This is a genomic window from Brevibacterium sp. CFH 10365, assembly GCF_009299785.1.
Lineage (GTDB): Bacteria > Actinomycetota > Actinomycetes > Actinomycetales > Brevibacteriaceae > Brevibacterium > Brevibacterium limosum.
Genome location: NZ_VIGO01000010.1, coordinates 1 through 24,353 on the forward strand (window position 1 = coordinate 1; position 24,353 = coordinate 24,353).

General features: G+C 63.9%; 20 protein-coding genes and 2 pseudogenes. 13 read left to right on the forward strand and 9 right to left on the reverse strand.

The window, feature by feature from the left end:
* From FHG09_RS17375 to FHG09_RS17395, 5 genes are all read left to right on the forward strand, one after another.
* Positions 1-691 (forward strand): anti-sigma factor (locus FHG09_RS17375; RefSeq protein ID WP_152348905.1); only part of this gene is annotated, 691 nt, incomplete at its 5' end.
* A gap of 47 nt (positions 692-738) precedes the next feature.
* Complete coding sequence (locus FHG09_RS17380; RefSeq protein ID WP_152348906.1) at positions 739-1,323, forward strand: class I SAM-dependent methyltransferase; 585 nt, start codon at positions 739-741, stop codon at positions 1,321-1,323.
* Between the two features lie 142 nt (positions 1,324-1,465).
* Positions 1,466-2,920: a sensor histidine kinase gene (locus tag FHG09_RS17385; RefSeq protein ID WP_152348907.1), complete on the forward strand. Its 1,455-nt coding sequence runs from the start codon at positions 1,466-1,468 to the stop codon at positions 2,918-2,920.
* Positions 2,917-3,588, forward strand: coding sequence for a response regulator (locus tag FHG09_RS17390; protein WP_152348908.1), 672 nt, complete (start codon positions 2,917-2,919; stop codon positions 3,586-3,588). Before FHG09_RS17385 ends, FHG09_RS17390 begins: the two co-directional genes overlap by 4 nt.
* A gap of 244 nt (positions 3,589-3,832) precedes the next feature.
* The gene (locus tag FHG09_RS17395) at positions 3,833-6,511 is read left to right on the forward strand and encodes a helix-turn-helix transcriptional regulator (RefSeq protein ID WP_193627429.1); all 2,679 of its coding nucleotides are present in this window, start codon (positions 3,833-3,835) and stop codon (positions 6,509-6,511) included.
* Here FHG09_RS17395 and FHG09_RS17400 read toward each other — a convergent pair.
* From FHG09_RS17400 to FHG09_RS17410, 3 genes are read right to left on the reverse strand one after another with little or no spacing between them, the layout of a single operon-like run.
* Complete coding sequence (locus FHG09_RS17400) at positions 6,483-7,496, reverse strand: class C sortase (protein ID WP_227492842.1); 1,014 nt, start codon at positions 7,494-7,496, stop codon at positions 6,483-6,485. The two genes, FHG09_RS17395 and FHG09_RS17400, sit on opposite strands and share 29 nt — an antisense overlap.
* Positions 7,493-8,875: a SpaH/EbpB family LPXTG-anchored major pilin gene (locus FHG09_RS17405; protein ID WP_152348910.1), complete on the reverse strand. Its 1,383-nt coding sequence runs from the start codon at positions 8,873-8,875 to the stop codon at positions 7,493-7,495. Before FHG09_RS17405 ends, FHG09_RS17400 begins: the two co-directional genes overlap by 4 nt.
* Positions 8,876-8,885: 10 nt before the next feature.
* Positions 8,886-11,261 (reverse strand): SpaA isopeptide-forming pilin-related protein, encoded by a 2,376-nt coding sequence (locus FHG09_RS17410; protein ID WP_152348911.1) that lies wholly within the window; start codon positions 11,259-11,261, stop codon positions 8,886-8,888.
* Between the two features lie 327 nt (positions 11,262-11,588).
* Here FHG09_RS17410 and FHG09_RS17415 point away from each other — a divergent pair, with 327 nt between their 5' ends.
* Positions 11,589-12,476 (forward strand): ABC transporter ATP-binding protein, encoded by an 888-nt coding sequence (locus FHG09_RS17415; protein ID WP_152348912.1) that lies wholly within the window; start codon positions 11,589-11,591, stop codon positions 12,474-12,476.
* A complete protein-coding gene (locus FHG09_RS17420; RefSeq protein WP_152348913.1) occupies positions 12,473-13,609 on the forward strand; it encodes an ABC transporter permease in 1,137 nt (378 codons plus the stop codon). The genes FHG09_RS17415 and FHG09_RS17420 overlap by 4 nt, the downstream gene beginning before the upstream one ends.
* Before the next feature lie 11 nt (positions 13,610-13,620).
* Here the strand turns inward: FHG09_RS17420 and FHG09_RS17425 are convergent, their stop codons facing one another.
* From FHG09_RS17425 to FHG09_RS20135, 5 genes and pseudogenes are all read right to left on the reverse strand, one after another.
* Entirely contained in the window at positions 13,621-14,226 is a 606-nt protein-coding gene (locus tag FHG09_RS17425; RefSeq protein WP_152348914.1) for a response regulator transcription factor, read from the reverse strand.
* Complete coding sequence (locus tag FHG09_RS17430) at positions 14,204-15,514, reverse strand: sensor histidine kinase (protein WP_152348915.1); 1,311 nt, start codon at positions 15,512-15,514, stop codon at positions 14,204-14,206. The genes FHG09_RS17425 and FHG09_RS17430 overlap by 23 nt, the downstream gene beginning before the upstream one ends.
* Before the next feature lie 99 nt (positions 15,515-15,613).
* On the reverse strand, positions 15,614-16,477 hold the full coding sequence (locus FHG09_RS17435; RefSeq protein WP_152348916.1) for an ABC transporter permease: 864 nt from the start codon (positions 16,475-16,477) through the stop codon (positions 15,614-15,616).
* Position 16,478: 1 nt separating this feature from the next.
* Positions 16,479-17,444 carry an ABC transporter ATP-binding protein gene (locus FHG09_RS17440; RefSeq protein ID WP_152348917.1) on the reverse strand — a complete coding sequence of 322 codons (966 nt, stop codon included), beginning with the start codon at positions 17,442-17,444 and terminating at the stop codon, positions 16,479-16,481.
* 113 nt (positions 17,445-17,557) lie between these two features.
* Positions 17,558-17,695: pseudogene (locus tag FHG09_RS20135) on the reverse strand (IS5/IS1182 family transposase); the annotation flags it as partial.
* Positions 17,696-17,978: 283 nt separating this feature from the next.
* Here FHG09_RS20135 and FHG09_RS17450 point away from each other — a divergent pair.
* The 4 genes from FHG09_RS17450 (at position 17,979) to FHG09_RS17465 (ending at position 21,430) form a co-directional block, all read left to right on the forward strand.
* Positions 17,979-18,326 (forward strand): lactococcin 972 family bacteriocin, encoded by a 348-nt coding sequence (locus FHG09_RS17450; protein WP_152348918.1) that lies wholly within the window; start codon positions 17,979-17,981, stop codon positions 18,324-18,326.
* A gap of 95 nt (positions 18,327-18,421) precedes the next feature.
* Positions 18,422-19,717, forward strand: a complete 1,296-nt coding sequence (locus tag FHG09_RS17455; protein ID WP_152348919.1) for a hypothetical protein — start codon at positions 18,422-18,424, stop codon at positions 19,715-19,717.
* A gap of 1 nt (position 19,718) precedes the next feature.
* Positions 19,719-20,432: an ABC transporter ATP-binding protein gene (locus tag FHG09_RS17460; RefSeq protein WP_227492843.1), complete on the forward strand. Its 714-nt coding sequence runs from the start codon at positions 19,719-19,721 to the stop codon at positions 20,430-20,432.
* Positions 20,429-21,430, forward strand: a complete 1,002-nt coding sequence (locus FHG09_RS17465) for a hypothetical protein (RefSeq protein ID WP_152348920.1) — start codon at positions 20,429-20,431, stop codon at positions 21,428-21,430. Before FHG09_RS17460 ends, FHG09_RS17465 begins: the two co-directional genes overlap by 4 nt.
* 314 nt (positions 21,431-21,744) lie before the next feature.
* Here the strand turns inward: FHG09_RS17465 and FHG09_RS20140 are convergent, their stop codons facing one another.
* Positions 21,745-22,017: a recombinase family protein gene (locus FHG09_RS20140; protein WP_227492855.1), complete on the reverse strand. Its 273-nt coding sequence runs from the start codon at positions 22,015-22,017 to the stop codon at positions 21,745-21,747.
* Between the two features lie 108 nt (positions 22,018-22,125).
* Here FHG09_RS20140 and FHG09_RS20145 point away from each other — a divergent pair.
* Both FHG09_RS20145 and phoA read left to right on the forward strand, forming a co-directional pair.
* Positions 22,126-22,263, forward strand: a pseudogene (locus FHG09_RS20145) (IS5/IS1182 family transposase); the annotation flags it as partial.
* Between the two features lie 233 nt (positions 22,264-22,496).
* A complete protein-coding gene (gene phoA, locus FHG09_RS17480) occupies positions 22,497-24,290 on the forward strand; it encodes an alkaline phosphatase (RefSeq protein ID WP_193627430.1) in 1,794 nt (597 codons plus the stop codon).
* Positions 24,291-24,353 lie beyond the last annotated feature (63 nt).

Below are 24,353 nucleotides of genomic sequence, written 5' to 3' on the forward strand. Positions count from 1 at the left end.
TCGCGATGCGATCCTCGCCATCCCCGAGAACCACGAACAGCAGTCGGCACCCGAATCGTCACCGACCCCCGAGGCAGGTGCCGCATCGGCTACCGAAGCGTCGGCCCCACCGGCCGCCGCGGATACCGGCACCGAGGCACCGCCTGCACCGACGTCGCTCAGCGACCATCGGCAGGCTCGCCGATCCGGCGACCATGCTGAGGGCCGTGGCGGGCAGCAGTCTCGCCGACGTTCCTGGCTGCCTTGGGTCGCAGCCGCGGCGGCGATCGTCGTCGCAGCCGGTCTCGGTGCGACCGTCTGGCAGCAGCACCAGCGGCAGAACGATCTGGAAGAGGACCTGGCCGCGACCCAGCAGCAGCTGAACGACTCCGCCCGCCTGATGGAGGCCGGCGACCTGCGCACAGACACTGCGGACATGCCGGAAGGCGGCACCGTCACCGTGTTCTCCTCCGAGAGCGAGCAGCTCATCCGCCTCAGCCCCAAAGACCTCGGGCAGCCGCCGACCGGAAAGTCGATGCAGATGTGGGTGATCGGCGCCGACGGCCCCGAAAGCGTCGGCCTGATGTCGGACGAGCCGGTGACGATCGCCGGTGAGACGTTCTCCGCCGGCAGCGTCTTCGGCATCACCGTCGAACCCGAAGGCGGCTCGAAGCAGCCGACCACGGATCCGATCGTCGCCATCGACCTCTAGCGGCTGCGGGGAGTAAGCTTCCTCGCATCGGCGGCGAAGGAGCTGATATGCCCGATTTCGAGTGGGACCCGGAGACCTACCAGGCGCTCATGGCCGAGGAGATCCCCGACTATCCGCGCCTCCAGACCGAGGTGGCTGCTGCAGCGGCCGCGGGAGCACCGAAATCGATCCTCGATCTGGGCGTCGGCAGCGGGCTGACAGCACAGCGCGTCCTCGACGCACTCCCCGAGGCCGGGCTGCTCGGCATCGACGCGAGTCCAGAGATGCTCGCCGCCGAGGTGACCCTCGACCCCGAGCGCACCGAGCTGCGGCTGGGCCGCCTCGAAGACCCGCTTCCTCGAGGGCCCTTCGATCTCGTCATGTCGACGCTCGCCGTCCATCACCTCGACGGCCCCGGCAAGGCAGACCTCTTCGCCCGCATCGCCGCGGTGCTCGACTCAGCCGGGCGATTCGTCCTCGGTGACCTCGTCGTCCCCGCCGATCCGGCGGACATCGTCACTCCGATCGACTGGATCGACGACACTCCCAGCTCCCTCGATGAGCAGCTGACCTGGCTCGCCGAGGCGGGGCTGACCACCCGCGTGCACTGGCAGCACCGAGACCTGGCCGTCATCATCGCGCAGAAGGACTGAACAGGTCTCGCCGACAGTCATGGCTCGTGCCGCCTGCCGGGTCTGTTCCGAGCCGCACCTCCACCACCAGTGGGAGAGGCGCTCCGCGAATTCCTCACTGAGACGGATGCCGACCGACCCGGCGACTGTCTAAGCTGGAAGGATGACGGAGAACGAGTCATCCACACGAACCACCAGGGGCGATGTCTACATCGTCGTTGCCTTGTCCGTGTCCTCGGTGCTCTTCGCCGTGCTCTACAGCGCCTCCAGCATTCAGGTCCTCAAGGCCCCCTTGTGGGCGTGCGCCCTTGCGTCAGTGCTTCTCACGGTCCCTCTGCTCTATCGCCGCCGCTATCCGAGTCAGAGCGCTGCCGTCATCTGCCTCGTCTATTCGGTGGCGCTGGTCAACAGTGCCATGGAGATCGGTGTCTCGCAGATCATCCTGTTCCTGGGAATCTATTCGATCGGTCCGTGGCAGCGCAGCCGACGAGTGGCCTTCTGGTCGCGTCTGCTGCTGTGCATCGGCATGGCGGTCCTCTTCACGGTGTCGCTGACTGTCCAGTTCCGGACGCTCGGGGACTTCACTGTTCTTCAGTTCACGGCTTCGGGCGGGGTGTCCTTCTTGACGAATGTCGCCTTCTTCGGTGGAGCGTGGGTCTTCGGCAACAGGGCATGGAAGCAACGGAGGCTCATGGCCGATCTCCGAGCCGCCAACGACGAAGTCCGTGCACAGGAGAAGCAGCTGACCCGGCAGGCGCTCGACCTCGAACGGGTGCGCATCGCCCGCGAACTCCACGATGGGGTCGCCCACCATATCGCCGGAGTCGGCATCCACGCCGCAGCCGCCCGTCGCAGCCTCGAGAAGAGCCCCGACAAGGCCAAGGAATCACTGCAGGTCATCGAAGCCTCGACCCGAGAGACCGTCGACGAGCTCCGCGCCCTCGTCTACACCCTCCGCGACACGGGCTCCCCGACCGATGGCACTGCCGCCACAGACGGCCCGGCCGCCACCCGCGACGATGCGGCCGCCATCCCGACCGACTCACCGACGTCGTCGTCGACGAAGGGCAACCCCGGCCTCGGCGACCTTCCCGAACTCATCGAATCCGCCCGACGATTCGGCCGAACCATCGAGTACACGACGATCGGAGACCCTCGTCCGCTCACCCCGATCACTGAGATGTCGATCTACCGTGTGATCCAGGAATCCCTGACCAACTGTTCCCGCTATGCGGGCGCCGACGCCGAGGTGGAAGTGCGGCTGCGCTACGGCCGCAGTGACCTCGAGGTCGAGATCAGCGATTCCAGGCCGACGAGCACCGCCGTCGCGTCCGTTTCCTCTGGGGCCCGACCCGAGGCCGAGAGACGGTCCACGAGCGACGGACTGGGACTGGGCATCGTCGGGATGCGGGAGAGGATGAGCGCCCTCGGCGGCAGTCTCGAAGCAGGACCGAAGTCGCGCGGCGGCTGGCTCGTGCGTGCCCGCATCCCCTACCCGCGCAGCACTGCGGACTCCCCAGCGCCCGACACAACGGCAACTGAATCCGACGCCGCCGCATCCGACGCTCCGATTCGCCCCACAACCGGTTCCGATCCCTCAGCAAAGGCATCCATATGATCAGGGTCCTCCTCGTCGACGACCAATCCATGGTCCGCACCGGATTCCGCACGATCCTCGAATCCGAAGACGGGATCACCGTCGTCGGAGAGGCCGAGAACGGGCAGATCGCCATCGACAGGGCGCTCGAGCTCTCCCCGGATGTCATCTGCATGGATGTGCAGATGCCGGTCATGGACGGACTCGAGTCGACCGCGCAGATCGTCCGCCACGGGGCGGCCGGAGCCGTCCTCATGCTCACGACCTTCGACCGCGACGACTTCCTGTTTCGTGCTTTGGCCGCCGGCGCCAGCGGGTTCCTGCTCAAGACCGCTGAAGCCGAACAGCTCATCGACGCGGTCACCGCCCTGGCCGCCGGCGACGGCCTGCTCTCCCCCGAGGTCACCCGCCGTGTCATCGAACGCTCCGTGTCCACCCCGCAACCGGCTGCACCGACCGCCCCGGAGCTCGGGCAGCTCACCGACCGGGAACTCGAAGTGCTGCGACTGGTGGCGACCGGGGCGAGCAACTCCGAAATCGCAGGCAACCTCTTCGTCGGTGAGGCGACCGTGAAGACCCACGTGTCGAACCTGCTGTCGAAACTCGGCATCCGCGATCGAATCCACGCGGTGATCTGGGCGTATGAGAACGGAGTCATAGCCGTCGGCCAGCAGGAACGAACCCGATGAGCCGATCTGTCGCAGCTTCCCCGGCGAGGGGATCGCCCGCCTCGGCGCAGGTGTCGCACAACAATTTCGGACAATGAGCGCTACTCCATCAACAACGGGGGTAATGTTGTTCGCGTCGAGTCGCCGAAAGACGACTCGTCCCTCCCCACAGATACCCACCCATCCCATTCACGGTCACCCCCGGCGAACGGGACCGCGGCCCTCACGGCTGCCCCGTTTCGCAGACCGGAAAGGCTGCACCCCCATGCACAGTGTGGACGGCTTCGCCCCCATCGATCCCGCCTACGACCGGCTCGTGCACCAGGCACCGACCCGCAGTCGAGAATCGGCCCAGATCCTCGATATCCTCCGGTCCGGCCGCTCTGTCGTCGTCGCCTGCCTGACCGGCGACGGAGCCCTGGACTTCGCCCGGTCGCTCTCGGGCGCCCTCGGTCAGTCCGAGCAGTCGCTGCTGCGGGTGAGCACCCACACCACCACCGAGGAGGTCGCGGAGTTCGTCGACGCCCGCCGGCTGAGCGGGGGACCGCGGATCATGAGCGGAGCGCATCTGCTTTCGGCCGCCGCCGAACCTGTCATCGATCAGGCCCTCCACGCCTCAGGGGTGCCGATCGCCTACCTCGTCGACGGTGACCGGCTGCGTTCCGTCCACAGCGGAGGCAACGGCGTCCTCCAGCAGATCGCCGACGCGTGGAGCACCGGGCACCTCGAGAGGCTCGACCTGGCACGGCTCACCGGCAGCGAGTCCCTGGCCCTGGTGACGGGGCTGTCGGCGACGATTCCGCTCGATGATCTGCAGCTGAGGACCCTGGCCGCCCTGTCCGCGGGCAGACCGCTGGTCGCCGCCGATCTCGTCGCCTGGGCGGAGGAGGCCCCGCACCGAGTTCCGCGCCACTACCCGCACTCCAGTTTCGACACCCCGTTCTTCGGCAACCGGATCCTGTCCCGCCTCGCAGTCCAGTATCCGCAGCTGCGCAGCTCCACACTCATCGCCGCCGGCCGTCTCGGCGATCTCAGTCCGATGCCCATCCGCACGGCCAAACAGCTCTTCGGCGAAACGGTCATCGCCCGACTCGTCGACCTGCGGCTGGCACGGGAGTTCGAGGTCAGCGGTCAGCCGGCGGTGGCGGTCTCACCGCTGCACGTCGACGCCATGGCCAACCAGCTCATCGGTGAGACCGATGCCGCGGACGAGGAGAAGTTCGACCGTCGCCTGACGATTCTGTGGAAGGCGGGCTACCCAGTCGGGGAAGCCGCCGAGATCCGCCTCGCTCGAGATGCCATCAACGACGGCCGCGACATCGATCGGCCCCATGCCGCCCTGCTGCTCGGGGCGGCGCGCTCGCTCAACCGCCTCGGCGACCCTCTGGAAGCGATGATCATGCTCCACATGGTCGAGGACGAAGTTCACGACGAACCGCCGATGCTGCTCGAGTGGGAGCTGCAGATGATCACGGCGCGTCTGCTCACCGGTGACCGCACCGGAGCGATCCAACTGATCAGAACCGCAACCGCTCACGGAACGATGGGGTGCGAGCGGGACCCGGTCGGACTCGAGCTGCTGTTCACGGCAGCCGCGGGCCTCGCTGCCGAGCCGGAGCTGCCGTCATGGTGGACGGACTTCCTCCGGGATGAGATCGACCCGCTGATCCCGGGCATCGCGAACCTCGTGTCCTCCTTCACCGGGGGTGGGATGACTCGCGTCGAAGAGGTGCGCGCCGTCGCAGCTTCGCCTCTCGCAATGCCGGCCCTGCGGTTAGCCGCGTTCGCGGCCCTGTGCCAATATCACCTCAAGACCGACGATGCCGAAGGGCTGGCCGCCGCCGCGAGCGAAGGGCTCGACCTCTACGTCGACCTCACGAGCGTCCGGTCCGGGCCCCTCTCAGGCTTCACCCTCACCATGGCCTGGTTCTTCATCGTCGGCTCGACCGTCAACTGCCTGCTGGCCGGCATCGAACCCCAACGCTGCGAACTCACCACTCGCACACTGCTGTCTATGGCCAGCGGAGCCTCCACCCACAGCGGTTGGCAGCTGACCGCGACGGCCTCCTGGTGCATCGGAATCCAGCGTCTGCTCGATGGTGAGACCGATCTTGCTGCCCGTGACTTCGAGGCCCTCGCCGCCACGGCCACCCCGGCCCTGTTGGCAGTCGGATGGGGCCTGCGCGACACACTCGGCCGGTGGCAGCGCAGCAATGCGCCGTACTATCACCCGACGGCCGCCGATGAGTCCGCTCCGCCCCAGGGCTATCGTCTCCACGACGGCCTGGCCTCGTTCCTGCTCGGCCCGGGCGCGAAGAGTCCCGGACCGATGCCCGCATGGATGCACACCGTCTTCGCTCATGCCCGCGTCCTCGACGGCACCCTCAACGCCGCCGAGGCGCGCGAGACGCTGCCCCTCGAATCGACCGAGCTCGGTCTGCCCGGCCCCCAGGCCGCGCGCAGACACATCGAAGCCGCGGCCGACGAGGACGCCGAGGGGCTTCTGACTGTGGGGCGGGAACTGCAGGAGGCCGGCTATCGGGGTGCCGCCCGTCACGCCTACACTCAGGCCAGGGCTTTGTTCCTCGGTCGGCGCCTCAGCTCCCGCGCCCGGGTGGCCGGGGAGGCGCTGGATGCGCTGCGGCAGAGAGCGGCAATGCCTCCCGAGGACCCGCAGCCGCAGGAGGACACGGCGTTGGCACTGTCCACGGCTCCTGCCGTGACCCTGTCCGAGCGTGAGCTCGAGGTGTGCCGTCTCGTCGCCGACGGACTGACGAATGTGCAGATCAGTCAGCGTCTCGTCCTTTCGGTGCGCACCGTCGAATCACATGTGCTGCAGGCCAGGGCCAAGCTCGGAGCCGAACGCCGCCGTGATATTCCGCGGCTGATGCTCACGCTGCGTGACTCGGGCCGGATCAATGCCGCGGGCCGCGCGAGGTCGTAACGGCCTTGGGACGGGACCGGCCGCCTCGGCGGGGCCGACCCTCCGCGCTCGCGGCCTTCGGGCGCACCGGTCGACCTGACCACCAGACGTAGATGCCGGCGGCCACGAGTCCCGCTGCCATGATGACGATCCACCAGGGGAACCCGGGCACATCGGGTTCGGCCGTGCCTGCTTCGAGATCGGCCGCCGGCGTCGGAAAGACCCGTTCGGCCGTGACGAGGATGCGCTGGGAATTGATGCCCAGCGGCGTGCACGTCACGAGTGTGACGAGGTCACGATCGGAGATCGCGCCCAGGGACTCGGTCTCATCCGGGTCGACGACCTGAGTCCTCACAACCTGGTAGCTGAGCACCTGGCCGAAGGTCGTGAGGGTGAATCGGTCGCCCTTGCCGACCTTGTCGAGGTTCGTGAACATGGTCGCCTCGGCGAGCCCGCGATGTCCGGTGATGACCGAATGTGTGCCGTTTCCGCCGACGGGCAGGCTCGTGCCTTCGAGGTGGCCGAGGCCCTTGAGCAGGGTCGCATCATCCGTGCCGTGGTAGACGGGCAGGTCGACGTCGATCTCGGGGATCCGCAGCCTGGTCATCACTCCCGGCCCACCGTCGTCGAGCACCTCGTCGTAGGCCGGCGCCCCTTCCGCTGAGGTGCCGCTGCCCGACGGCAGGCGGTGATTCGACTCGAGCTGCGCGCCGGACTCCAATGCCTCGTTGTACTTGTGCGCGAGGGTGATCTGCCGAGCGTTCTCGGCCTGACCGCTTTCGGTCACTCCGGCCGCATTGTCGATGATCTTCGACTGGTCGAGTTGGGAGAACCATGCGGCCGCACTCGGGTAGGTCCAGATGCCCAAACCTGTCAGGGCGATGAGCGCGATGACGAGGGAGAGGATGGGCACGCGCCAGCGGCGCCCGTCGGTGGACGGACGCCGCGTGGTCGTGTCCGGCACGGCGGCCTCGGCGGCCAGCCTGCCATCAGGTGAGTGGGTCACACCTGGTTCTTGCGGCGATTGGCCACGACGATGCCTGCGCCACCGGCAATGAGCATGAGGCCGATGCCGGCGATCATGGCCAGCAGCTTGCCGTCAGCACCGGTCAGCGGCAGCTCGGGGTGGCCCTGCTGGGTGTTGGCGAACTTGTACTCGACGGTTGCGGTGGTGGCGCCGGCCTTGACGGTCACCTCATTGAGTGAGTCGTCGAGGATGTAGCCGCTCGGGGCCTTGGCCTCCTTGACCCAGTAGGTCTGAGAGGTGTCGTCGTTGTTGCCGACCCACAGGGTGATCGAGGCGGTGCCGTCCGCCGCGGTCCTCACCGAGGCGACCTTGTTCTGCCCGTCCTTGTCGGAGAAGATGTCGAACTCGGCTCCGGCGAGAGTGTGGGACTGATCGCCGGCGACGTGTTTGATGACCTTCAGCGAACCCCAGTTAGTGCTCACCTGAGGGGTTTCGACCTTGGAGTCATTGGTGTTGACCAGCGCAGTGTTCTCGATGGTCCCGTCGCCCTGTGAGGTGACTTTCGTGGTGATCGTCGCGACGACCTTGTTGCCGGCTTTGAGCTTGCTCAGCCCGGTGGAGGTGAAGTTGATCGTCACGGTCTGGCCGTCTCTGACGATGGTGTAGTCAGTGCCGTCGGTGAAGCCGGCGACCTTGGCGGAGACGTAGCTCAGGCGCGGATCGAGCTGATCGACGATCGAGAACTTCGTGATTCCGTTGTTCGCAGCCGGAACCGGTGTGGTGATGGTCCAATCGACGGTCTCGCCGAGGACGGGCGCCGAGGGGTTGGAGACCTCCTTGGTCGGCTGCGTCTTGTTCACCGAGTTCTTCGGGTAGACGTTGACGTCATAGAGCCACTTGCCGTTCGACTGCGAGAGCGGGAGTGTCACGAGGAACGGGTCGGTCGTCGAGGTGGCGTTCGTCGGGGCTTTGGTCTCTTCCACGAGGTAGAGGCCCAGTGGCAGGCCGCCGAAGGTGGCGAGTCCGCTTCCGTCAGTGGTCTTTGAGCCCACCGTTGTGGTGGCGAAGCCGCCGGCTTTGACCTCGGAGGCTTTGAGGCCGCTGATGAGATCCCAGCCTTCCGGCTTCGTCAGGTCGATGGTCTGGCCACCCTTGGCAGTGACCTGCTTGACCGTGAATTCGGCGCCGCCCAGAGGATTGCCGAGGTCCGAGGTGTCGGCGATCTCCGAGCCGTTGCCGCCGTCGGTGCCGTAGCTTCCGTCGTATTTGTGGATGATGATCGAGCCCTTATGGCCAGCATCGATGTTGCCCACATTGTCAGTGGCCTGCGCCGTGCCGGCCATGCCCAGAACGCTCAGCGAGGCGATGGCGGCCACCGCGGTCAGACGCCGCAACAGACCTGATTTCCTGTTTTTCATTGTTTCCCTTTCAGTGCTTCCGGTTCCTGCGGCGCAGGCCCTTGAGAAGTGCGATGGCACCGGCGGCGGCGAGCAGTGCTGCTCCGCCGATGAGGTAGATCTGGCTTCCGGTTCCGCCGGTCAGCGGCAGTGCCACCGGGGGCTTCTGCTCGTTGGTGTACGACCCGAGCTTCTTATCCAGGTCGGATCCGGAGACCGTAAACGTGTGGGGTGTGTCGTCGAGGATGTATCCGGCCGGAGCCTTCGTCTCCGCCACCGAGTAGTCGCCCCATTTGAGGCCGGTGACCGAGAATTTCCCTGCTGCCGGGTCCTTGTCCGGTCCGGTGCATTCATTCGCCGAGGCGGCTGTGCAGTCCTCGATCGTGAGCTCGGATCCGTCCGGTCCGGTCAGAGTCCACACCGATCCTTTGAGGGCGGTGCCGGATTCGTCGGTCTTGCCCCAGCTCACGACGCCGGTCTTCGCGGTGTTCGTGATGGTGCAGGTGACGTCGTCACCGGATTTCAAAGTCACGGAGCTCTTGTCCGAGGTGACGACTCCGGAACCGGATCTCGGCGCGCAGGCCCAGTCGGAGGCCTCGTAGCCCTTCGGAGCTCCGGTCTCGGACAGAGCGTATCTGCCGGCCTTGACCTTGGCCTTCGTGACCTCGGTCGTTCCGGTCTTGCCTTCGATCGTCGTGTTGCCCGAGGCCGCGTCGCCGACAGCCTTGAGCGTCCAGTCGGATTCCTTGGCGTCACCGGCGGCTGCCTTGTTGTCGACCTTCTTCACCAGGGTCAGAGCGGTGTCGCTGACCTTGTTGAGGTAGGTGCAGTCGACGTTGTCGCCTGGCTTGATTCCGGTGAGGTCGAAGCTCTTGTCGCTGGTGAGCTTCTTCGTGTCCTTCGACCCGTCGAGGCGGGTGATGTCGCACGAGCCGCTCTTGAACTCGTAGCCGTCCTGCTGAGTCTCAGAGATTGCGACCGTGGCCCGGCCAGTCGTCTTCGAGAACTTCAGTCCCCACTTCGCATCGCCGTTGGAGTCGGTCTTCTGGGTGGCGGCTGTCGGGGAAGAGTTCACCGAGTCGGTCATGGCGGTCGCCTTCGCACCGACAGTCCAGTCCTTGCCCGCTTTCTTGTTCTCGCCGTTCTCATCGACGACATCCTTGTGGATGGAGACATTGGCCGTCAGCGGAGCATTCGTGATCGTGCAGACGACGGCGTCGCCAGTGCTGGGAATCGTCACCGTCCCAGAGGTTCCAGTGCCCGAGGCTCCGGAAAGTGCCCTGCCATCGACGGTGCACGAGTATGTACTGGCGTAGTCATCGAGATTCGTCGTCGAATTGCCCGCTGTCTCCGCAAACGTGAGCTTCAGTCCACGCTTCGTCGGAATCGGACCGATCTTATCGTCCTGGACTTTCGTAGCGTTGCCTGTGGTTGTCGCCGGTCCCAGCTCGGAGCCGGCCTCTTTGAGCGAGAGAGCGAACTGATCACCCGGCTTGGCTCGTCCTCCCTCGACGTATTTCTGCAATGTGACTGTCGCAGGTGCAGAGCAGGTCGCGAGGTCAGTGCTGCCAAAACTCGACGAACCCGAGAACCAAGTGCTGTCGGGATTCGTCCAAGCAGGAGTATTCCAGCGTGAGACGTTCGCTCCTGCGCCGAGGAATCCGTATCCCGCAGCGTCAAAAGCGACACCGTTGACATCGGTCGTCGTCGAGTATGGTCCCGAAAAGGACGCCATCACCGTATTGGACCCGCTCGCGGCATCGAGGTTGTTCTTGGTTACCGAGAAGATGCTCGTCTGGTTGCTCATACCACGAACTACGAAAAGATTGCCCTCGCTGTCGAAGGCCATGTCTCCGTTGGCTCCCGACCCACTGACGATGTTTCGATTGGTGTTGATTACACCTTTGCGACTGATCGCCTTGGTCAATGGATCATAGGCATAGATGCCGAAGATCTTGCCGTCGCTGGTGAATCCGCCGAAATAGAAGAGGCCCGTACTGAGGTCGACAGCGCCACCCACGAACTGGAAACCAGTTGCCATGGAACCGGTATTCGCATTGGTCGTTTTCCATGCCCCAGTCGACCTATCGAGCGAATAGATGGTCGCAGTGCCAGCGTTGTTCGTCCGCTCATACCCATAGAGCGTCGACCCGTCCTTCCCGATGCCGAGACCGTTGAAGCTCGAGAAGCTGCTGGCCGCCACTATTTCAGAAAAGCCTCCATTCTTGACTTCCCGAAGCGCACCCTTCGCGGACACCGAGTAAACGACGCCCGGCTCGCAGCCGATCGACACAGGTGCCGCCTGCGCCGGAGCGGCCGGCAACAAGGCGACGCCGCCGGCGATCACGATGAGCACAGCGGTGAGTGCAGCCCACAGGGCGTGCACGCGCAGACGTACCCGGGTCATAGGTCCCTCATTTCGAAGTCGAGCAAGGTATTCCAGCCCGATTCGGTTCCCTGCCTGCGCACGGGCACGTGTCGCAGAAATCAGGGCGGGAGAGAGAAGAGCTGGTCGAACTCCTTCAACCTAGACAGTTGCTAGTTCAATCACATTGCCCAGACCACACACTTCAGCAAGAGATGAGTAGTCGATCGTGATCTGAGTAGTTTCGGTTTCGACTACTCAGTAGTTTGATTTTCAACCACCAGGCATCCGTTCCTCCCCCGCAGGCAGGGGCACGAATTCACCCTCACGGCTGATCCCCGATCTCTGATCTCCGCATAGCGTTGAGACATGATCACCTTGGAGAACATCAACCGCAGCTTCGGCGACAAGCAGGTGCTGCACGACCTCGGCTTCGACATCGGCGACGGCCGGATGACCGGTTTCGTCGGATCGAACGGTTCAGGCAAGACCACGACCATGCGGATCCTCCTCGGCGTGCTCGCCGCGGACTCCGGCCGCATCCTCGTCGACGGCGCACCGATCACTCCCGGCCACCGCAGCACCATCGGCTATATGCCCGAAGAGCGTGGCCTCTATCCGAAGATGCCGATCATCGACCAGCTCGTCTACCTCGCCCGCTTCCACGGGCTGTCCCGCCAGGCAGCGAAGAAGCGCGGGCTCGAGCTCCTCGAGCAGCTCGACCTCAAGGGCGAATCCACCGACACCCTCGAATCGGTCAGCCTCGGCAACCAGCAGAAGGTCCAGATCGCCGCGGCCCTCATCCACGACCCGCAGGCCCTCGTCCTCGACGAGCCCTTCTCCGGACTCGACCCCGCTGCCGTCGAACGCACCCTCGACGTCCTCACGTCCTTCGCCTCCTCCGGCGCCCCGGTGCTCTTCTCCAGCCACCAGCTCGACCTCGTCGAACGGCTCGTCGACGATCTCGTCATCATCAACGACGGCCGCCTCGTCGCCGCCGGCACCACCGCGGAACTGCGTCGCCAGCGCAGCCTGCCCGAGTGGACTCTGCAGACCGACGCCGACCTCGGCTGGGTGCGCGGCCTGCCCGATATCTCCGTCATCGAACTCGACGGCAGCTGGGCCCGGTTCACGGCCCCGAACGCCGATGCCGCCGAGGCGGTCCTGCGCCAAGCGCTCTCCGTCTCATCGGTCTCTTCCTTCGCTCCCCACGAGGTCGCCCTCAACCGTCTCTTCCAGGAGGTCACGCAGTCATGAGCACGACGGTTACAGACTCGGCAACCACCGACAGCCTCAACAGTGGCTCTGCTCGGGCGGGCTTCGCCACCGCGATCGGCCTCGTCATCGAACGCGAGATCATGGTCCGTCTCAAGTCGAAGGCCTTCATGGTCTCGACGATCCTGAGCATCGTCCTCTTCGGTGTGCTCGTCGGGGTCTCGGGATCGCTGCCCACACTGTTCTCATCCACCGACAAGGTGGCGGTCACCTCGGCGGGGGCGAAAGCCGTCGAGGACATCGACGATATCGAACCTGTCGCAGTCGATGACGTGGCCGAGGCGAAAGCTCTGATCACCTCCGAGGAGGTCGAATCCGCTGTCGTCGAATCGACGGATTCGCCGACCGGGGTCGCCGTGCTGTCCCTGCGCTCGGCGCCGGAGTCCCTCATCGGCGCACTCAGCCTCACCCCTGAGGTCGAACTCCTCGATCCCGACGCCCCGGACCCGGCGCTCACCTACTTCATCGGGCTCGGCCTCGGCCTCGTGTTCTTCATGGCGGCGATGACGTTCGGGAACACGATCGCCTCGTCCGTGGTGGAGGAGAAGCAGTCGCGGATCGTTGAGATCCTCCTCGCGTCCACCTCGGCGCGGGTGCTCATGTTCGGCAAGGTCATCGCGTGTACGATCCTCGCCTTCGCACAGATCGGACTCACCGCGGTCGCGGTTCTCGCGGGCGCCGCCATCAGCGGAAACGACCTGGTGCTGGGCAAGGTCGCCGAACCCATCGCCTGGTTCGTCCCGCTCTTCATCGTCGGCTTCGTCATGGTCGCCGCCCGCTATGCGGCGGCCGCCTCGATGGTCTCGCGCACCGAGGACCTGCCGTCGACGAGCACCCCGATCATGATGCTCATCTTCCTGCCCTACATGGGGGTCATCATCTTCTCGTCCAACGAGACGGTCATGGCAGTGCTGTCCTACATTCCGTTCTCGGCTGCGGTGGCAGTGCCGATGAGAGTCTTCCTCGGCACGATCGAGTGGTGGGAGCCGCTGGTCTCCCTGCTCATCCTCATCGGCACCACTCTGTTGGCGCTGCTGCTGGCCACGCGGATCTTCGAACGCTCGATCCTCAAGTCGGGACCGAAGCTGACGTGGGGGCAGGCGCTCAAGCGGTGACGGGCTGAGGCCTACAGCCAACCGTTCTCCGCAGCGATCCGGGCGGCATCGGCACGGTTGCGGGCGTTCGTCTTCCCGATCGCCGAGGACAGCCGATTCCGCACGGTCCCGGCGGACAGGAACAGCTGAGCGGCCACCTCGTCGACGCTGGACCCGTCTGCGGCTGTGCGGAGCACATCGGTCTCCCGGGCCGTGAGCGGCGAAGCCCCGTGAATCGTCGATTCGACGACGAGCTCGGGGTCGATGACCGACATTCCGGCCATGACCCGGCGAATACCCTCGGCGAGGTGATCGACCGGAGCGTCCTTGACCATGAACCCGCTGACCCCGGCGTCCAGGGCCCGCTTGACCCAGCCGGGCCGGCCATAGGTCGTGACGATGATGACCTTGACCTCGGGAAACTCCACGTTCAGGGTCGCGGCGACAGTGAGACCGTCGGGTTCGGGCATATCCACGTCGAGCAGCGCCACATCCGGCCGAGTCGCGGTGATCGCCGGCACGACCTCGGAACCGCGGTCGCACTGGGCGACGACCTCGAAATCGATTTCCATACCGAGCAGCGCGGCGAGCGCTTCACGGACCATGGTCTGATCGTCAGCGATGAGCAGAGTCGTCACCGGCCTCACCTCTCTCTGCGTTGAGTTCGGCGTAGCCCGCCTTGAATTCGTCGACATCTGCGTCCCCGCGGGGACGCGCGAGGTCCGCATCCGCCCCTTCGACGATGAGCTCGAACCTGTCATCGGTCTGCCGCGTCTGCAGACTCCCGCCGAGAGCGCGGGCCCGGCTTCGCAATCCCTGCAGTCCCGCTCCGGCACCTACTTCGCCCAGGTTGAGCTCCGTGACCGGGTGCGCGGGGTCACCTAGGCGACCGTTGTCGTTGCTGATGGTCAATCGATTCCTCTTGAGAACAATGGTGGCCCGTCGGGCTCGGGCATGCCGGAGGATGTTCGTGCTGCCTTCACGCAGACTCCAGGCGAAGAGCTCTCGCAGCCGTGGGTCGACGACATCGACCGAGGTGGGAGCCTCGACCGTGATGTCGGCGGCGCGCAGCGCCCGAGTTGCCTCGACGAGCTCCTCGGCCAGGGAGATCGTCCGTGTTCCCTGCACTGTGGTCCGGACGTCGGCGAGCGCACCGCGGGCGAGTTCTTCGATCTCGGCGATATGGCGGGCCGCATCAGGCGAGCCGGCCGCTTCGAGCTTTGCCGCCAGCTGCGCCTTGAGCGCGATGACGGTGAGCGAGTGTCCGAGCACATCGTGGACGACCTGGGATACTCGCAGCCGCTCGGCTTCGCGCTCGAGTCTGCGGTTCTCCTCTTCTGCAGCGCGGGCTGCTCGAGCCCGGTCGCCTGCCATGAGCGCCATGACCATGGCGAACCCGGAGATCGAGATCCCGAAGGTGGAGGACCAATCGTGAGTCCACCCGGGGACGAGACGTTGGGCCGCCTCGGCGACGATGAGCGTCGATGCCGCAACGATGAGGCCGGGTATCACCCGGCGAATCGCGACGACGGAGAGGACGGAGATGTAGGCGAGGAACGACAGCGCCTCCTCACCGACGATGGGAACGGCCACCGCGGTGATGGCGATCATTCCGGCGATGGAGGAGTTGACGATGACGAGCGCCCGGCGAGTGCGGCGGGCGTGAGGGTCGCGCATTGTGCGGGCGAACGTGCCGAGACCGATCCCGCCGGCGATCATGCCGGTGTAGAAGATGACGGCGAATGCGACGGTGAGGCTCACGCCCCAGATCCGCTGTGCTCCGCCGAGCTGGAACGATGCGCTCAGCGGGTAGGCGAGGAAGACGAGCCAGAAGAACGGGAAGAACCAACTCATGAAGTTCAGCGGACGCAGCCCGGCAGGCGAGGACTCGGCCCTCGCCTCGCCGGTGGTCTCGTTCGCGGTCACTGTGTTCCTTCCTCGGTCACTGTGCCCTGGCCGTCATGCTGGTGTCGTGCTCGCAGCGTTCACGTATGCGGTGTCGTGGCCAGTGCGCGACCATTGGCCTCACACTCGTGCGGTGTCCCGGCGCAGTGCCCATGCCGAACCTGCCACGAAGATCCCCAGCCACACGATCACACTGACGATCGCCCAATGATCGTAACCCCCGCCGAGCGGAGCACGGGCGATTTCGCCGACTCCGTACGCCGGGGTGAAGCGGGCGATCGTCTGCAGAGTGTCCGGCCAGATCTCCAAGGGGACGAAGAGTCCGCCGATGAGCGAGAGGATGCCGAGGACCATGCTCGCGACCTGAATCGCGTTCTCGGCCGGCAGCAGATAGCCGAGCATGACGCCGAAGGCCGCAAAGACCCCGGAGGTGAGGATGACGAGGAGGCCGGAGGCGATGAGAGTGCCCAGGGGCGCGTGGACACCGGTGACGGCGGCGAGGACGAAGACGACAATCACGGACACCGCACCGAGCGCCATGGACACGATCACCTTGATGAGGATGTAGGCCGCCGGATGCAGGGGAGTCAGTGCCAGCTGGCGGCTCCAGCCGAGCGCCCGTTCGATGGCGACCTGCGCACCGCCGGTGGTGGTGGCGATCATCGCGCCGTAGGTGGCCAGGGAGACCGAGATGTAGAGCGCGGCGTTCGTGCTCCCGAGCATCTCGTCCTTGTTCGTCAGGCCGAAGATGAGGTAGAAGACCGCGGGCATGATCATTGTGAAGATCAGTGTGCGCCGGTTGCGCAGCTTCCGCAGCAGTTCGAGGCGCAGCAGGGTGACTGAGAATCCGCCCAGGCGGGGAACTCGTCGGTTCTCCAGCGAAGTGAGGAACGGCGCCGAGGCGGCGGTGCGGGTATCAGTGTCAATGGCCGGGTCGGTGTCGACTGCGGTTCCAGAGTGGACAGTTTCGGGGTGGACGGACATGTCAGGCTCCTTTCGAGGTGAGGCTGATGAAGGCGTCTTCAAGGGAATGGGAGGTGATCTCGAGGTCGGTGCACGCATTGTCGAAGAGCATCTTCGCGGCTGCATCCGAGTCCGTGGTGCGCATCTTCAACCGCCTGGCCGCAACATCGATGGATTCGACTCCGGCCAGTCCGCCGAGGCGGTCGAGTAAGTCACTGACGCTCGATTCGGCGGTGTCGTCAGTCATCGGCAGGGTTGCGCTCACGGTCTTCGCGGCGGTCATGCCGCGGATTTCGTGGGCGGGTCCGTCGGCGACGACCCGGCCGTCGGCGACGAGGACGACGCGGTCGGCGAATTCATCGGCCTCTTCGAGGTAGTGGGTGGCGAAGAGGATTGTCTTTCCTGTCAGAGCGTCGGCGCGCATCTGGTGCCAGAAGTCGCGGCGGCCGGTGACGTCCATTCCGGTCGTCGGCTCGTCGAGGACGATGAGCGCGGGGTCCGGCAACAGGGCCATGGCGAAGCGCAGACGCTGCTTCTGCCCGCCGGAACATTTCTTCACCACGGAGTCGGCGATGTCGGTGATCCCGGCGCGCTCGAGGACGAGGTCCGTGTCGAGGGAGGAGGCGAAGATCGCCGAGGTGTAGTCGACGGTTTCGCGGACGGTGAGGTCATCGAGCAGACCGCCGGTCTGCATCACCGAGCTGACGAGTCCGAGGGCGACCGCTCGCCGAGGCGGCATCCCGAAGATTTCGACCGAGCCGTCATCGGGTCGGCTGAGTCCGAGGAGCATGTCGATGGTCGTTGTCTTACCAGCCCCGTTGGGTCCGAGGAAGGCGACGACTTCGCCGGGGCGAATGTCGAGGTTGAGGCCGTCGACGGCTGTCAGTTCGCCGAAGCTCTTGGTCAGGCGGTTCAGGCTGACAGCTGCAGGGGTCGCGGCGGATGTCCGGGTCGGAGGGACTGTGTGAGTCGCTGTCTGTGAAGTCATGTCCACAGACTAGAAATCGGAGCCGGTGTGTACAGATGCCATTTGTCACCGAGGCGGGGGTGCCATTTGTCATCGGTTCGCAGAACTAGGGCATGTCTCCTTTATCGGCGTAGTCATGTCAGGATCGCGCTGATCACTACTGCCGCTCGATAGGGGATGGCGAGCTTGTCGTAGCGCGTTGCTAATCCTCGCCACTATTTGACGTAGGCAAACGAGCGTTCCACGACGTTACGGTTCCGATAGGCACCAGCACTCCTTAGTCACAACACCACCGTGTCAGTGCTGGAATGGTCGATAGAAGAGACACGCCCTAGGTGACTCCGAACACTCCAGCTGCCGAGTGAAAAAGGTCGAAACTTCATACTTTTGTGCGATGTGCATTGCGGGACTTCCCGCTAACGTTGCTCGAAGGTCAATCCTGACCGTTCACTGAAGAACCATTGATAGAAACCGGAGAGTGAAGTGAAGGCTTCAAAGACGATAGCGACGGTTGTTCTCGCGCTTGCCCTATCGACAACTGGTGCGACTGGAGCAATGGCGAGTGACACCACCTCCAGCAATGTCAGCGCCTCAAGCGAACAGGCAACCTCGGGTGAAGCCATTGTGCAAGATGAGGCAACCGGGGGAGGCTTCACTACTCAGGCGAAGAAGGTCGGAAAATCCTCAACATGGAATTACGGTAGCGAGAAAGTGACGACGAAGGCCGGGAAGCAGAAGAAGTGCTACTCGCATTACCTCCACCGCACGAAGCGCCACTCTGGCACCGCCATCATCGGCTCCGTCAATGTGACGAAGACAGCCGGCAAGGGCAAATGGGCCAACGCGAACGCTTACGGAAAGAGAAGTCAGGTGTGCAGGGCGATGTGGAATGACAACGTGTAGTTAAAGCGGCTCGAGAACACTTCATGCGAGCTGGGGTGGACTGGTGAATCGGCCCACCCCAGCTCCCGTGAGCTTTTACTAACGATAGGAGACCTATGCGGACACCTTCCACAGGCACTATTAAGACCTTGGTGGCTTTGGGGATGAAATCGTGTGCCGCGGGGGTGCTCATTGCCGTGACTGTCGGCTTCTTCAGCGCTTTCACTCTCGTGGCGGATGATGCTTCGGCACTCAATGATTGGAGTGAAAGCACGGACTATGCCGTCTACTTCCCCCGAAGCAACGGAGACGACCTGCAGGCCATCGAAGATGGCACCGACGGGGTCTCGAAAACTGTAGCCGAGCACATCTACCCCGAGCTTGATGATCGTGGAGGGATCTACGTCGAGGCAGCTGACATGGACGTCGTTGGGAACGACCCTGTGTTGCCCTATGTTCAAATGAGCGTGAACACCAACTATCTCGAGAGGTATCCGATTCTCGATAGCTCAGGAAAACCAATCGTGGTTTCCGATGAAGAAACTGACTGGGTGATCGCTGTTCCAGAGACGTTCAAGGATCGTGAGGATGTGATCCGGAACTATGTGCAGGAATCGCGCAATGGCCCATCCGACAGCGATGTCGAATACTCAGAAGCAAATGGCTACGAAGTCAGTGATGCAGTTCGCAAACAGAAGGTTCGCATCATTTGGACACGGCCCGGCCAGGATCTATTCACGTTTAACACCCAAATACGACCGGAAGAGGGCAACACGTTGCCTGACCCGATCGTCACAGTGATGACACGTTCGAACACCATCGCCAGCGATTGGGAGAACACGCTCACCGGTGAAATAGACACTCCAATGAAGGTGAGAGTCGATGGAGACCCTGAGAAGGTCTACCAAGAGCTGCTGCCCCTTTTCGAGAAGTACGAACTCGATGACAACTTCACTGCACTCGTCTACCCTGCCGATGCAATCAACGAGCAGTTTTCCCTCTCATCTGAGGATGCACGTTGGTTGATCACTGCCACAGTTGTGGCGGGAGTCCTTACTGTGGCCTTAAGCATTGTGGCTGTCGTAGTCGCCTATGAGCGATGGCGCGTGCACTCAGCTATCCGCAGACTCCATGGCTACTCGAGGCTCAAGAGTTTCGAGGAGGTCTTCGCGGGGCTGGCAACGTCCTGGCTGTTCCTCATCCCTGCCGCGCTGGTGGCAGCCACCAGTTTCTATGTTCTCGGAGGCCATGTGGCGATCCCAGAGTATTTCCATCCTCTGTTGCTTCTCGACGAATGGCCGACTCTGCTTGCTGTCACTGGCACCGTTGTGCTCGTGGAGACAGTCATTGCCATCGCTGTCGTCGTGGTCTTCGATCGCCGCCATCCCGCTCTCCGCCTCAAGGAAATTTGATATGCCCAGCCAAAGAGAAGTAGAGCCCGTCGTTTTCGATAATGTCGAAAAAACCTACACCGGGCGAACGGTACTCAGTCACACTAGTTTTTCTGTCAACCCCGGGGAAATGGTCGCATTCACTGGGCCCAGCGGGTCTGGGAAGTCGACGATCCTCAATCTCGCTGGACTCCTCGACTCTCCCGATGCGGGCGAAGTTCGACTGTTCGGCGCCACAGCACCACGGCCTCGCTCGCGAGATGCCACTCAGTTCTTGCGTCATCGCCTCGGGTACCTGTTCCAAAACTTCGCTCTCATTGACTCCTCGACGGTGCGCGAAAATCTGAAGGTTGCCTTGACCTATTCTTCCGACCGCAGAGACCAAGCAAAGCAGATCGCCCGCATTCTCGAGCGCGTGGGTCTGCCTGGATGCGAAAATCGCCGCGTCTACTCTCTCTCCGGAGGAGAACAGCAGAGAGTAGCCATCGCGCGCCTTTGGCTGAAACCATGCGAACTCGTCCTCGCCGACGAACCCACCGGATCACTCGATGAAGACAACCGCGATGAAATCGTCAAACTTTTGAGGGAAATGAGCGACGCTGGGCGGACCATACTTCTCGCAACGCATGACCTTCGGGTGGCTGAAAACTGTACCAGAACCGTAGAAGTCGCCTCTTTGAGCAACCCAGAAGGAACCTCGAACCAAGACGCGGGCCGCGAGGACGCGCCTTCGTGAGGAACTTCGTCGCAATCACGCTCTTCCTCACGTTCATCATCACAACAGCTCTTGGACTGACCACCGAGATCAAGCGTGCGCAGGAAACCGCCACTTACGGGCTCACGCAAGACATGACGGTCTTCACGTGGTCCCGCGATGTACCCGTACAGGATCCCTCGGCGACAGAACGTATTCTCACTACCGCGGCGGATGAGAACAATGTCAATCTCGTAAGAAGGACCGTTCGCCAGTCAGATGGAAACGGCCTCGACCTCACCTACTACATTCGACTCAACCACCCGACGAAGATGTTTGAACGTGCACGCCTCGCAGGCGGAAGTACGTTGACCAACTCCGAAACGCAGGGGACAGGGACAGTGCTGTCGAGTAAGCCCGGTGCCACGAAGGAGGCTCCGCAGAGTCTCGCGAATAGCTACGACCTCACATTCCGCCCGTTAGAAGACATGTTCGCGAACCTCCCAGCGATTGGTGTCTACAAAGCCGAAACTGCCGATCGACGAGACTTCAAAGGCTTCCTTGAATCGATCAGCCGTCAGGTTAATGAAGAGATCCTCGAAGTGGATCCAGATGCAGCTTTGACCACTCCTGCCACGTTCGTTGAAGACACTGAGGATGCGGTGGACGCTGAACCGTTGTCTACAACGCCCCTTCTGGTACTTTCTGGAGGCCTCGCCGCGCTGGTCATTGTGGCTACGATCGGCGCGCTCGCTCGCGACGCTGCAGTACTGGGGGTGCAACGATTACACGGCTACTCCCTGATGCGGGCATGGTGGTCGCGGCTAGGACTAAGAGGGGTCATGAGTACGGGCGCGGCCGCACTCTTGTGCGTCGCGGTGCTCCCTTGGATACCCGGAATGGATATCACAATCGCGGTGCGAGTTCTTGCAGTCCCACTCATCAGCACAACAGTGCTCACGGCAGCAGCTTCGCTGTCCGGGGTAATAATCGTCAGCCAGGTCCGCGTCAGCGATCTTGTCAAGAAACGCTTCGCGTGAAGCTGACTGCAAACAATTTCCCCAGATGATTGAGAACAGGTCCAGGCGCTCCGACCGTCAAGTGTCAGGAGAATAGGCTCTCGAGCCGTTCCGTGCGCTATAGAGCGTCTGTCTGGAGACCTCGTAGCGCCGGGCAACCTCCGCACCGATGCCCCCAGGTCGACCATCGCTCGACAGGCTTGCACGTCCTCGTCAGTGAGCTTGCGCTGATAGTCGCCCTGAGCCTTCGCCAGCTCAATCTCTTCACGCTGGCGTTCAAGGATCCGCGCGCGCTCGAACCGGGCCATCCCCGACAGAAACGTGAGGAACAATTCCTACATGGGGGAGCTGCCATTCTTGGAGACGGCGATGTTCTCCGAGACGAAGGTGACCGTACAGCCCTTTCCGGTGAGTGTGTCGACAAGTGAGTAGAGCTCCCGGGTATCTCGGCCGAGGCGATCCATTGAGGCGACGCGATTATGGTCACCCTCTCGCGCGTAGTCGATGAGCTTACTCAGGCCAGCCCAGTTGGAGCGAGATTTCCCGCTGAGCTTGTCCTCAAAAGTCTTATCGCACCAGCCGATGATCTCGTACTGTCTGCCGGGGATTTGATCGGCGCTGCTGACTCGCGACTAGCCGAGCGCCTGCCCGAACCAGGGCGTGTCTCTTCTATCGACCATTCCAGCACTGACACGGTGGTGTTGTGACTAAGGAGTGCTGGTGCCTATCGGAACCGTAACGTCGTGGAACGCTCGTTTGCCTACGTCAAATAGTGGCGAGGATTAGCAACGCGCTACGACAAGCTCGCCATCCCCTATCGAGCGGCAGTAGTGATCAGCGCGATCCTGACATGACTACGCCGATAAAGGAGACATGCCCTAATGCGGAGACGCAGAGACCGAACTGCGAGTTAACTCAGGCTTCACGTTCCCTCCACTCGCCTTGTGTGAATGCTGAGTAGGTTGGAGGCAGTCTGCTCGCACACGACGCTCACGCACTCGTCCGAGCCCTGCCTCCGGCACCGCTCGAATCGTTACGACGCCTCCTCTTCGGTGAGCGCCTGTGCACCTCAACGAAAGGACTGCACATGGCCAGGACAACCCTGCGACTCGCCGCGGCAACCGGCGCACTCAGCCTCGCACTCTTCGGATTCGCAAGTCCCGCCTCGGCGGCAGGAATCGACGAACCCGGCGGAGCCCGCCAACTCGACGGCGACAACACCGACGCCATCCGCGACGCGGTCGAGGACTCCGGCGCGAAGAACGTCATCCTCCTCATCGGCGACGGCATGGGCGATTCGGAGATCACCGCCGCCCGCAACTATGCGAAGGGCGCCCATGGTCGCTTCGACGGCCTCGACGAACTGCCGCTGACCGGGCAGTACACGACCTACGCGGTGGACAGGGACTCCGGCAAGCCGGACTATGTCACCGACTCCGCGGCGAGCGCCACCGGGTGGTCCTCGGGAACGAAGACCTACAACGGCGCACTCGGCGTCGACCGGACAGGCAAACCGCACAAGACTCTCATCGAGATGGCCCGCGCCAAGGGCATGAAGACCGGCGACGTCTCGACCGCGGAGATCCAGGACGCGACTCCTGCCGCGCAGCTCGCCCACATCAGCCAGCGCGGCTGCTACGGTCCTGAGGAGACGACCAAGGACTGCTCGGACGAGGCACTGGAGAACGGCGGGCTCGGCTCGATCAGCGAGCAGATCCTCAATGCCCGCGCCGATGTCACCCTCGGCGGCGGTTCGGCATCCTTCGAACAGAAGGCCGCCGCCGGCGATTGGAAGGACAAGACGCTGCGTGAGCAGGCGGAGGAACGCGGCTACCAGCTCGTCGATGACTCCGACTCACTCGACTCCGTCACAGAGGCGAACCAAGATGCACCGGTGCTCGGTCTCTTCACAGAGGGCAATTTCCCCGTTCGCTGGGAGGGACCGAAGGCCACGCACGGAGGCGGCACCGAACCGGCCGTGAAGTGCACGAACAACCCGGAGCGCACCTCGGACGTGCCGAAGCTCGACCAGCTGACGAACAAGGCCGTCAATCTGCTCGACAACGACAAGGGCTTCTTCCTCCAGGTCGAGGGGGCGAGCATCGACAAGCAGGATCACGCGGCCAACCCGTGCGGTCAGATCGGAGAGACCGTCGACCTCGACGAGGCGGTCAAGGCAGCCCTCGACTTCGCGAAGGAGGACGGCGAAACCCTCGTCATCACCACCGCCGATCACGCTCACACCAGCCAGATCGTCAGCGCCGGTACGGACACCCCGGGTCTCACCCGGACCCTGACCACCGCCGACGGCAGCGAGATGACGATGAATTACGCGACCGCCGACGAAGAGGAGTCGCAGGGCCACACCGGAACTCAGCTGCGCATCGCGGCCTACGGACCAGGCGCGGCCAACGTCGTCGGACTGACCGATCAGACCGACATGCACTTTACGATCGCCGACGGTCTGGGACTCGACCGCGACGCCGAGGTGCCCGGTGATCCGGGCGACGACGCGAACGGCAATGACGACTCGGCCGGCGCGGATGACGCAAACGGCTCTGACGATGCTTCGAGCTCGTCCGATGCAGGCGGCGATGACGGTTCGGCAGGATCCCAGGACTCGAACGGGTCCGAGGATTCCACCGGCTCCTCCGATTCCGCTGGCGGCGGGGCCGGCGCGAACGGCGGCTCCGAAGGCGGCGAAGGCAATGCCTCGTCCGGCGGCGGAGACGAAAGTCCTGGTCTGGCCGGCGGTGGCGGCGGAACCCTGCCGCGCACCGGCGTCGAGATCGGTGCCGCCATCTTCTTCGGCGTGGCCGCGATCATCGGCGGATCGGCCCTGGTCCGCATGGCCAAGCGCCGCGGGATCCTCCCCGCCTGACAACAGCCCGACCGCGAACGATGCCGGATGCTCCCAGCGAAGCGTCCGGCATCGTTCGTCGTC

What these genes read in the sequence shown, in the direction of transcription:
- FHG09_RS17435 (WP_152348916.1), bottom strand. Translation starts at nt 16,477, where the DNA reads ATGTCCGTCCACCCCGAAACTGTCCACTCTGGAACCGCAGTCGACACC.
- FHG09_RS17455 (WP_152348919.1), top strand. Translation starts at nt 18,422, where the DNA reads ATGCGGACACCTTCCACAGGCACTATTAAGACCTTGGTGGCTTTGGGG.
- FHG09_RS17440 (WP_152348917.1), bottom strand. Translation starts at nt 17,444, where the DNA reads ATGACTTCACAGACAGCGACTCACACAGTCCCTCCGACCCGGACATCC.
- FHG09_RS17420 (WP_152348913.1), top strand. Translation starts at nt 12,473, where the DNA reads ATGAGCACGACGGTTACAGACTCGGCAACCACCGACAGCCTCAACAGT.
- FHG09_RS17410 (WP_152348911.1), bottom strand. Translation starts at nt 11,261, where the DNA reads ATGACCCGGGTACGTCTGCGCGTGCACGCCCTGTGGGCTGCACTCACC.
- FHG09_RS17460 (WP_227492843.1), top strand. Translation starts at nt 19,719, where the DNA reads ATGCCCAGCCAAAGAGAAGTAGAGCCCGTCGTTTTCGATAATGTCGAA.
- phoA (WP_193627430.1), top strand. Translation starts at nt 22,497, where the DNA reads ATGGCCAGGACAACCCTGCGACTCGCCGCGGCAACCGGCGCACTCAGC.
- FHG09_RS17385 (WP_152348907.1), top strand. Translation starts at nt 1,466, where the DNA reads ATGACGGAGAACGAGTCATCCACACGAACCACCAGGGGCGATGTCTAC.
- FHG09_RS17405 (WP_152348910.1), bottom strand. Translation starts at nt 8,875, where the DNA reads ATGAAAAACAGGAAATCAGGTCTGTTGCGGCGTCTGACCGCGGTGGCC.
- FHG09_RS17380 (WP_152348906.1), top strand. Translation starts at nt 739, where the DNA reads ATGCCCGATTTCGAGTGGGACCCGGAGACCTACCAGGCGCTCATGGCC.
- FHG09_RS17390 (WP_152348908.1), top strand. Translation starts at nt 2,917, where the DNA reads ATGATCAGGGTCCTCCTCGTCGACGACCAATCCATGGTCCGCACCGGA.
- FHG09_RS17395 (WP_193627429.1), top strand. Translation starts at nt 3,833, where the DNA reads ATGCACAGTGTGGACGGCTTCGCCCCCATCGATCCCGCCTACGACCGG.
- FHG09_RS17450 (WP_152348918.1), top strand. Translation starts at nt 17,979, where the DNA reads ATGGCGAGTGACACCACCTCCAGCAATGTCAGCGCCTCAAGCGAACAG.
- FHG09_RS17415 (WP_152348912.1), top strand. Translation starts at nt 11,589, where the DNA reads ATGATCACCTTGGAGAACATCAACCGCAGCTTCGGCGACAAGCAGGTG.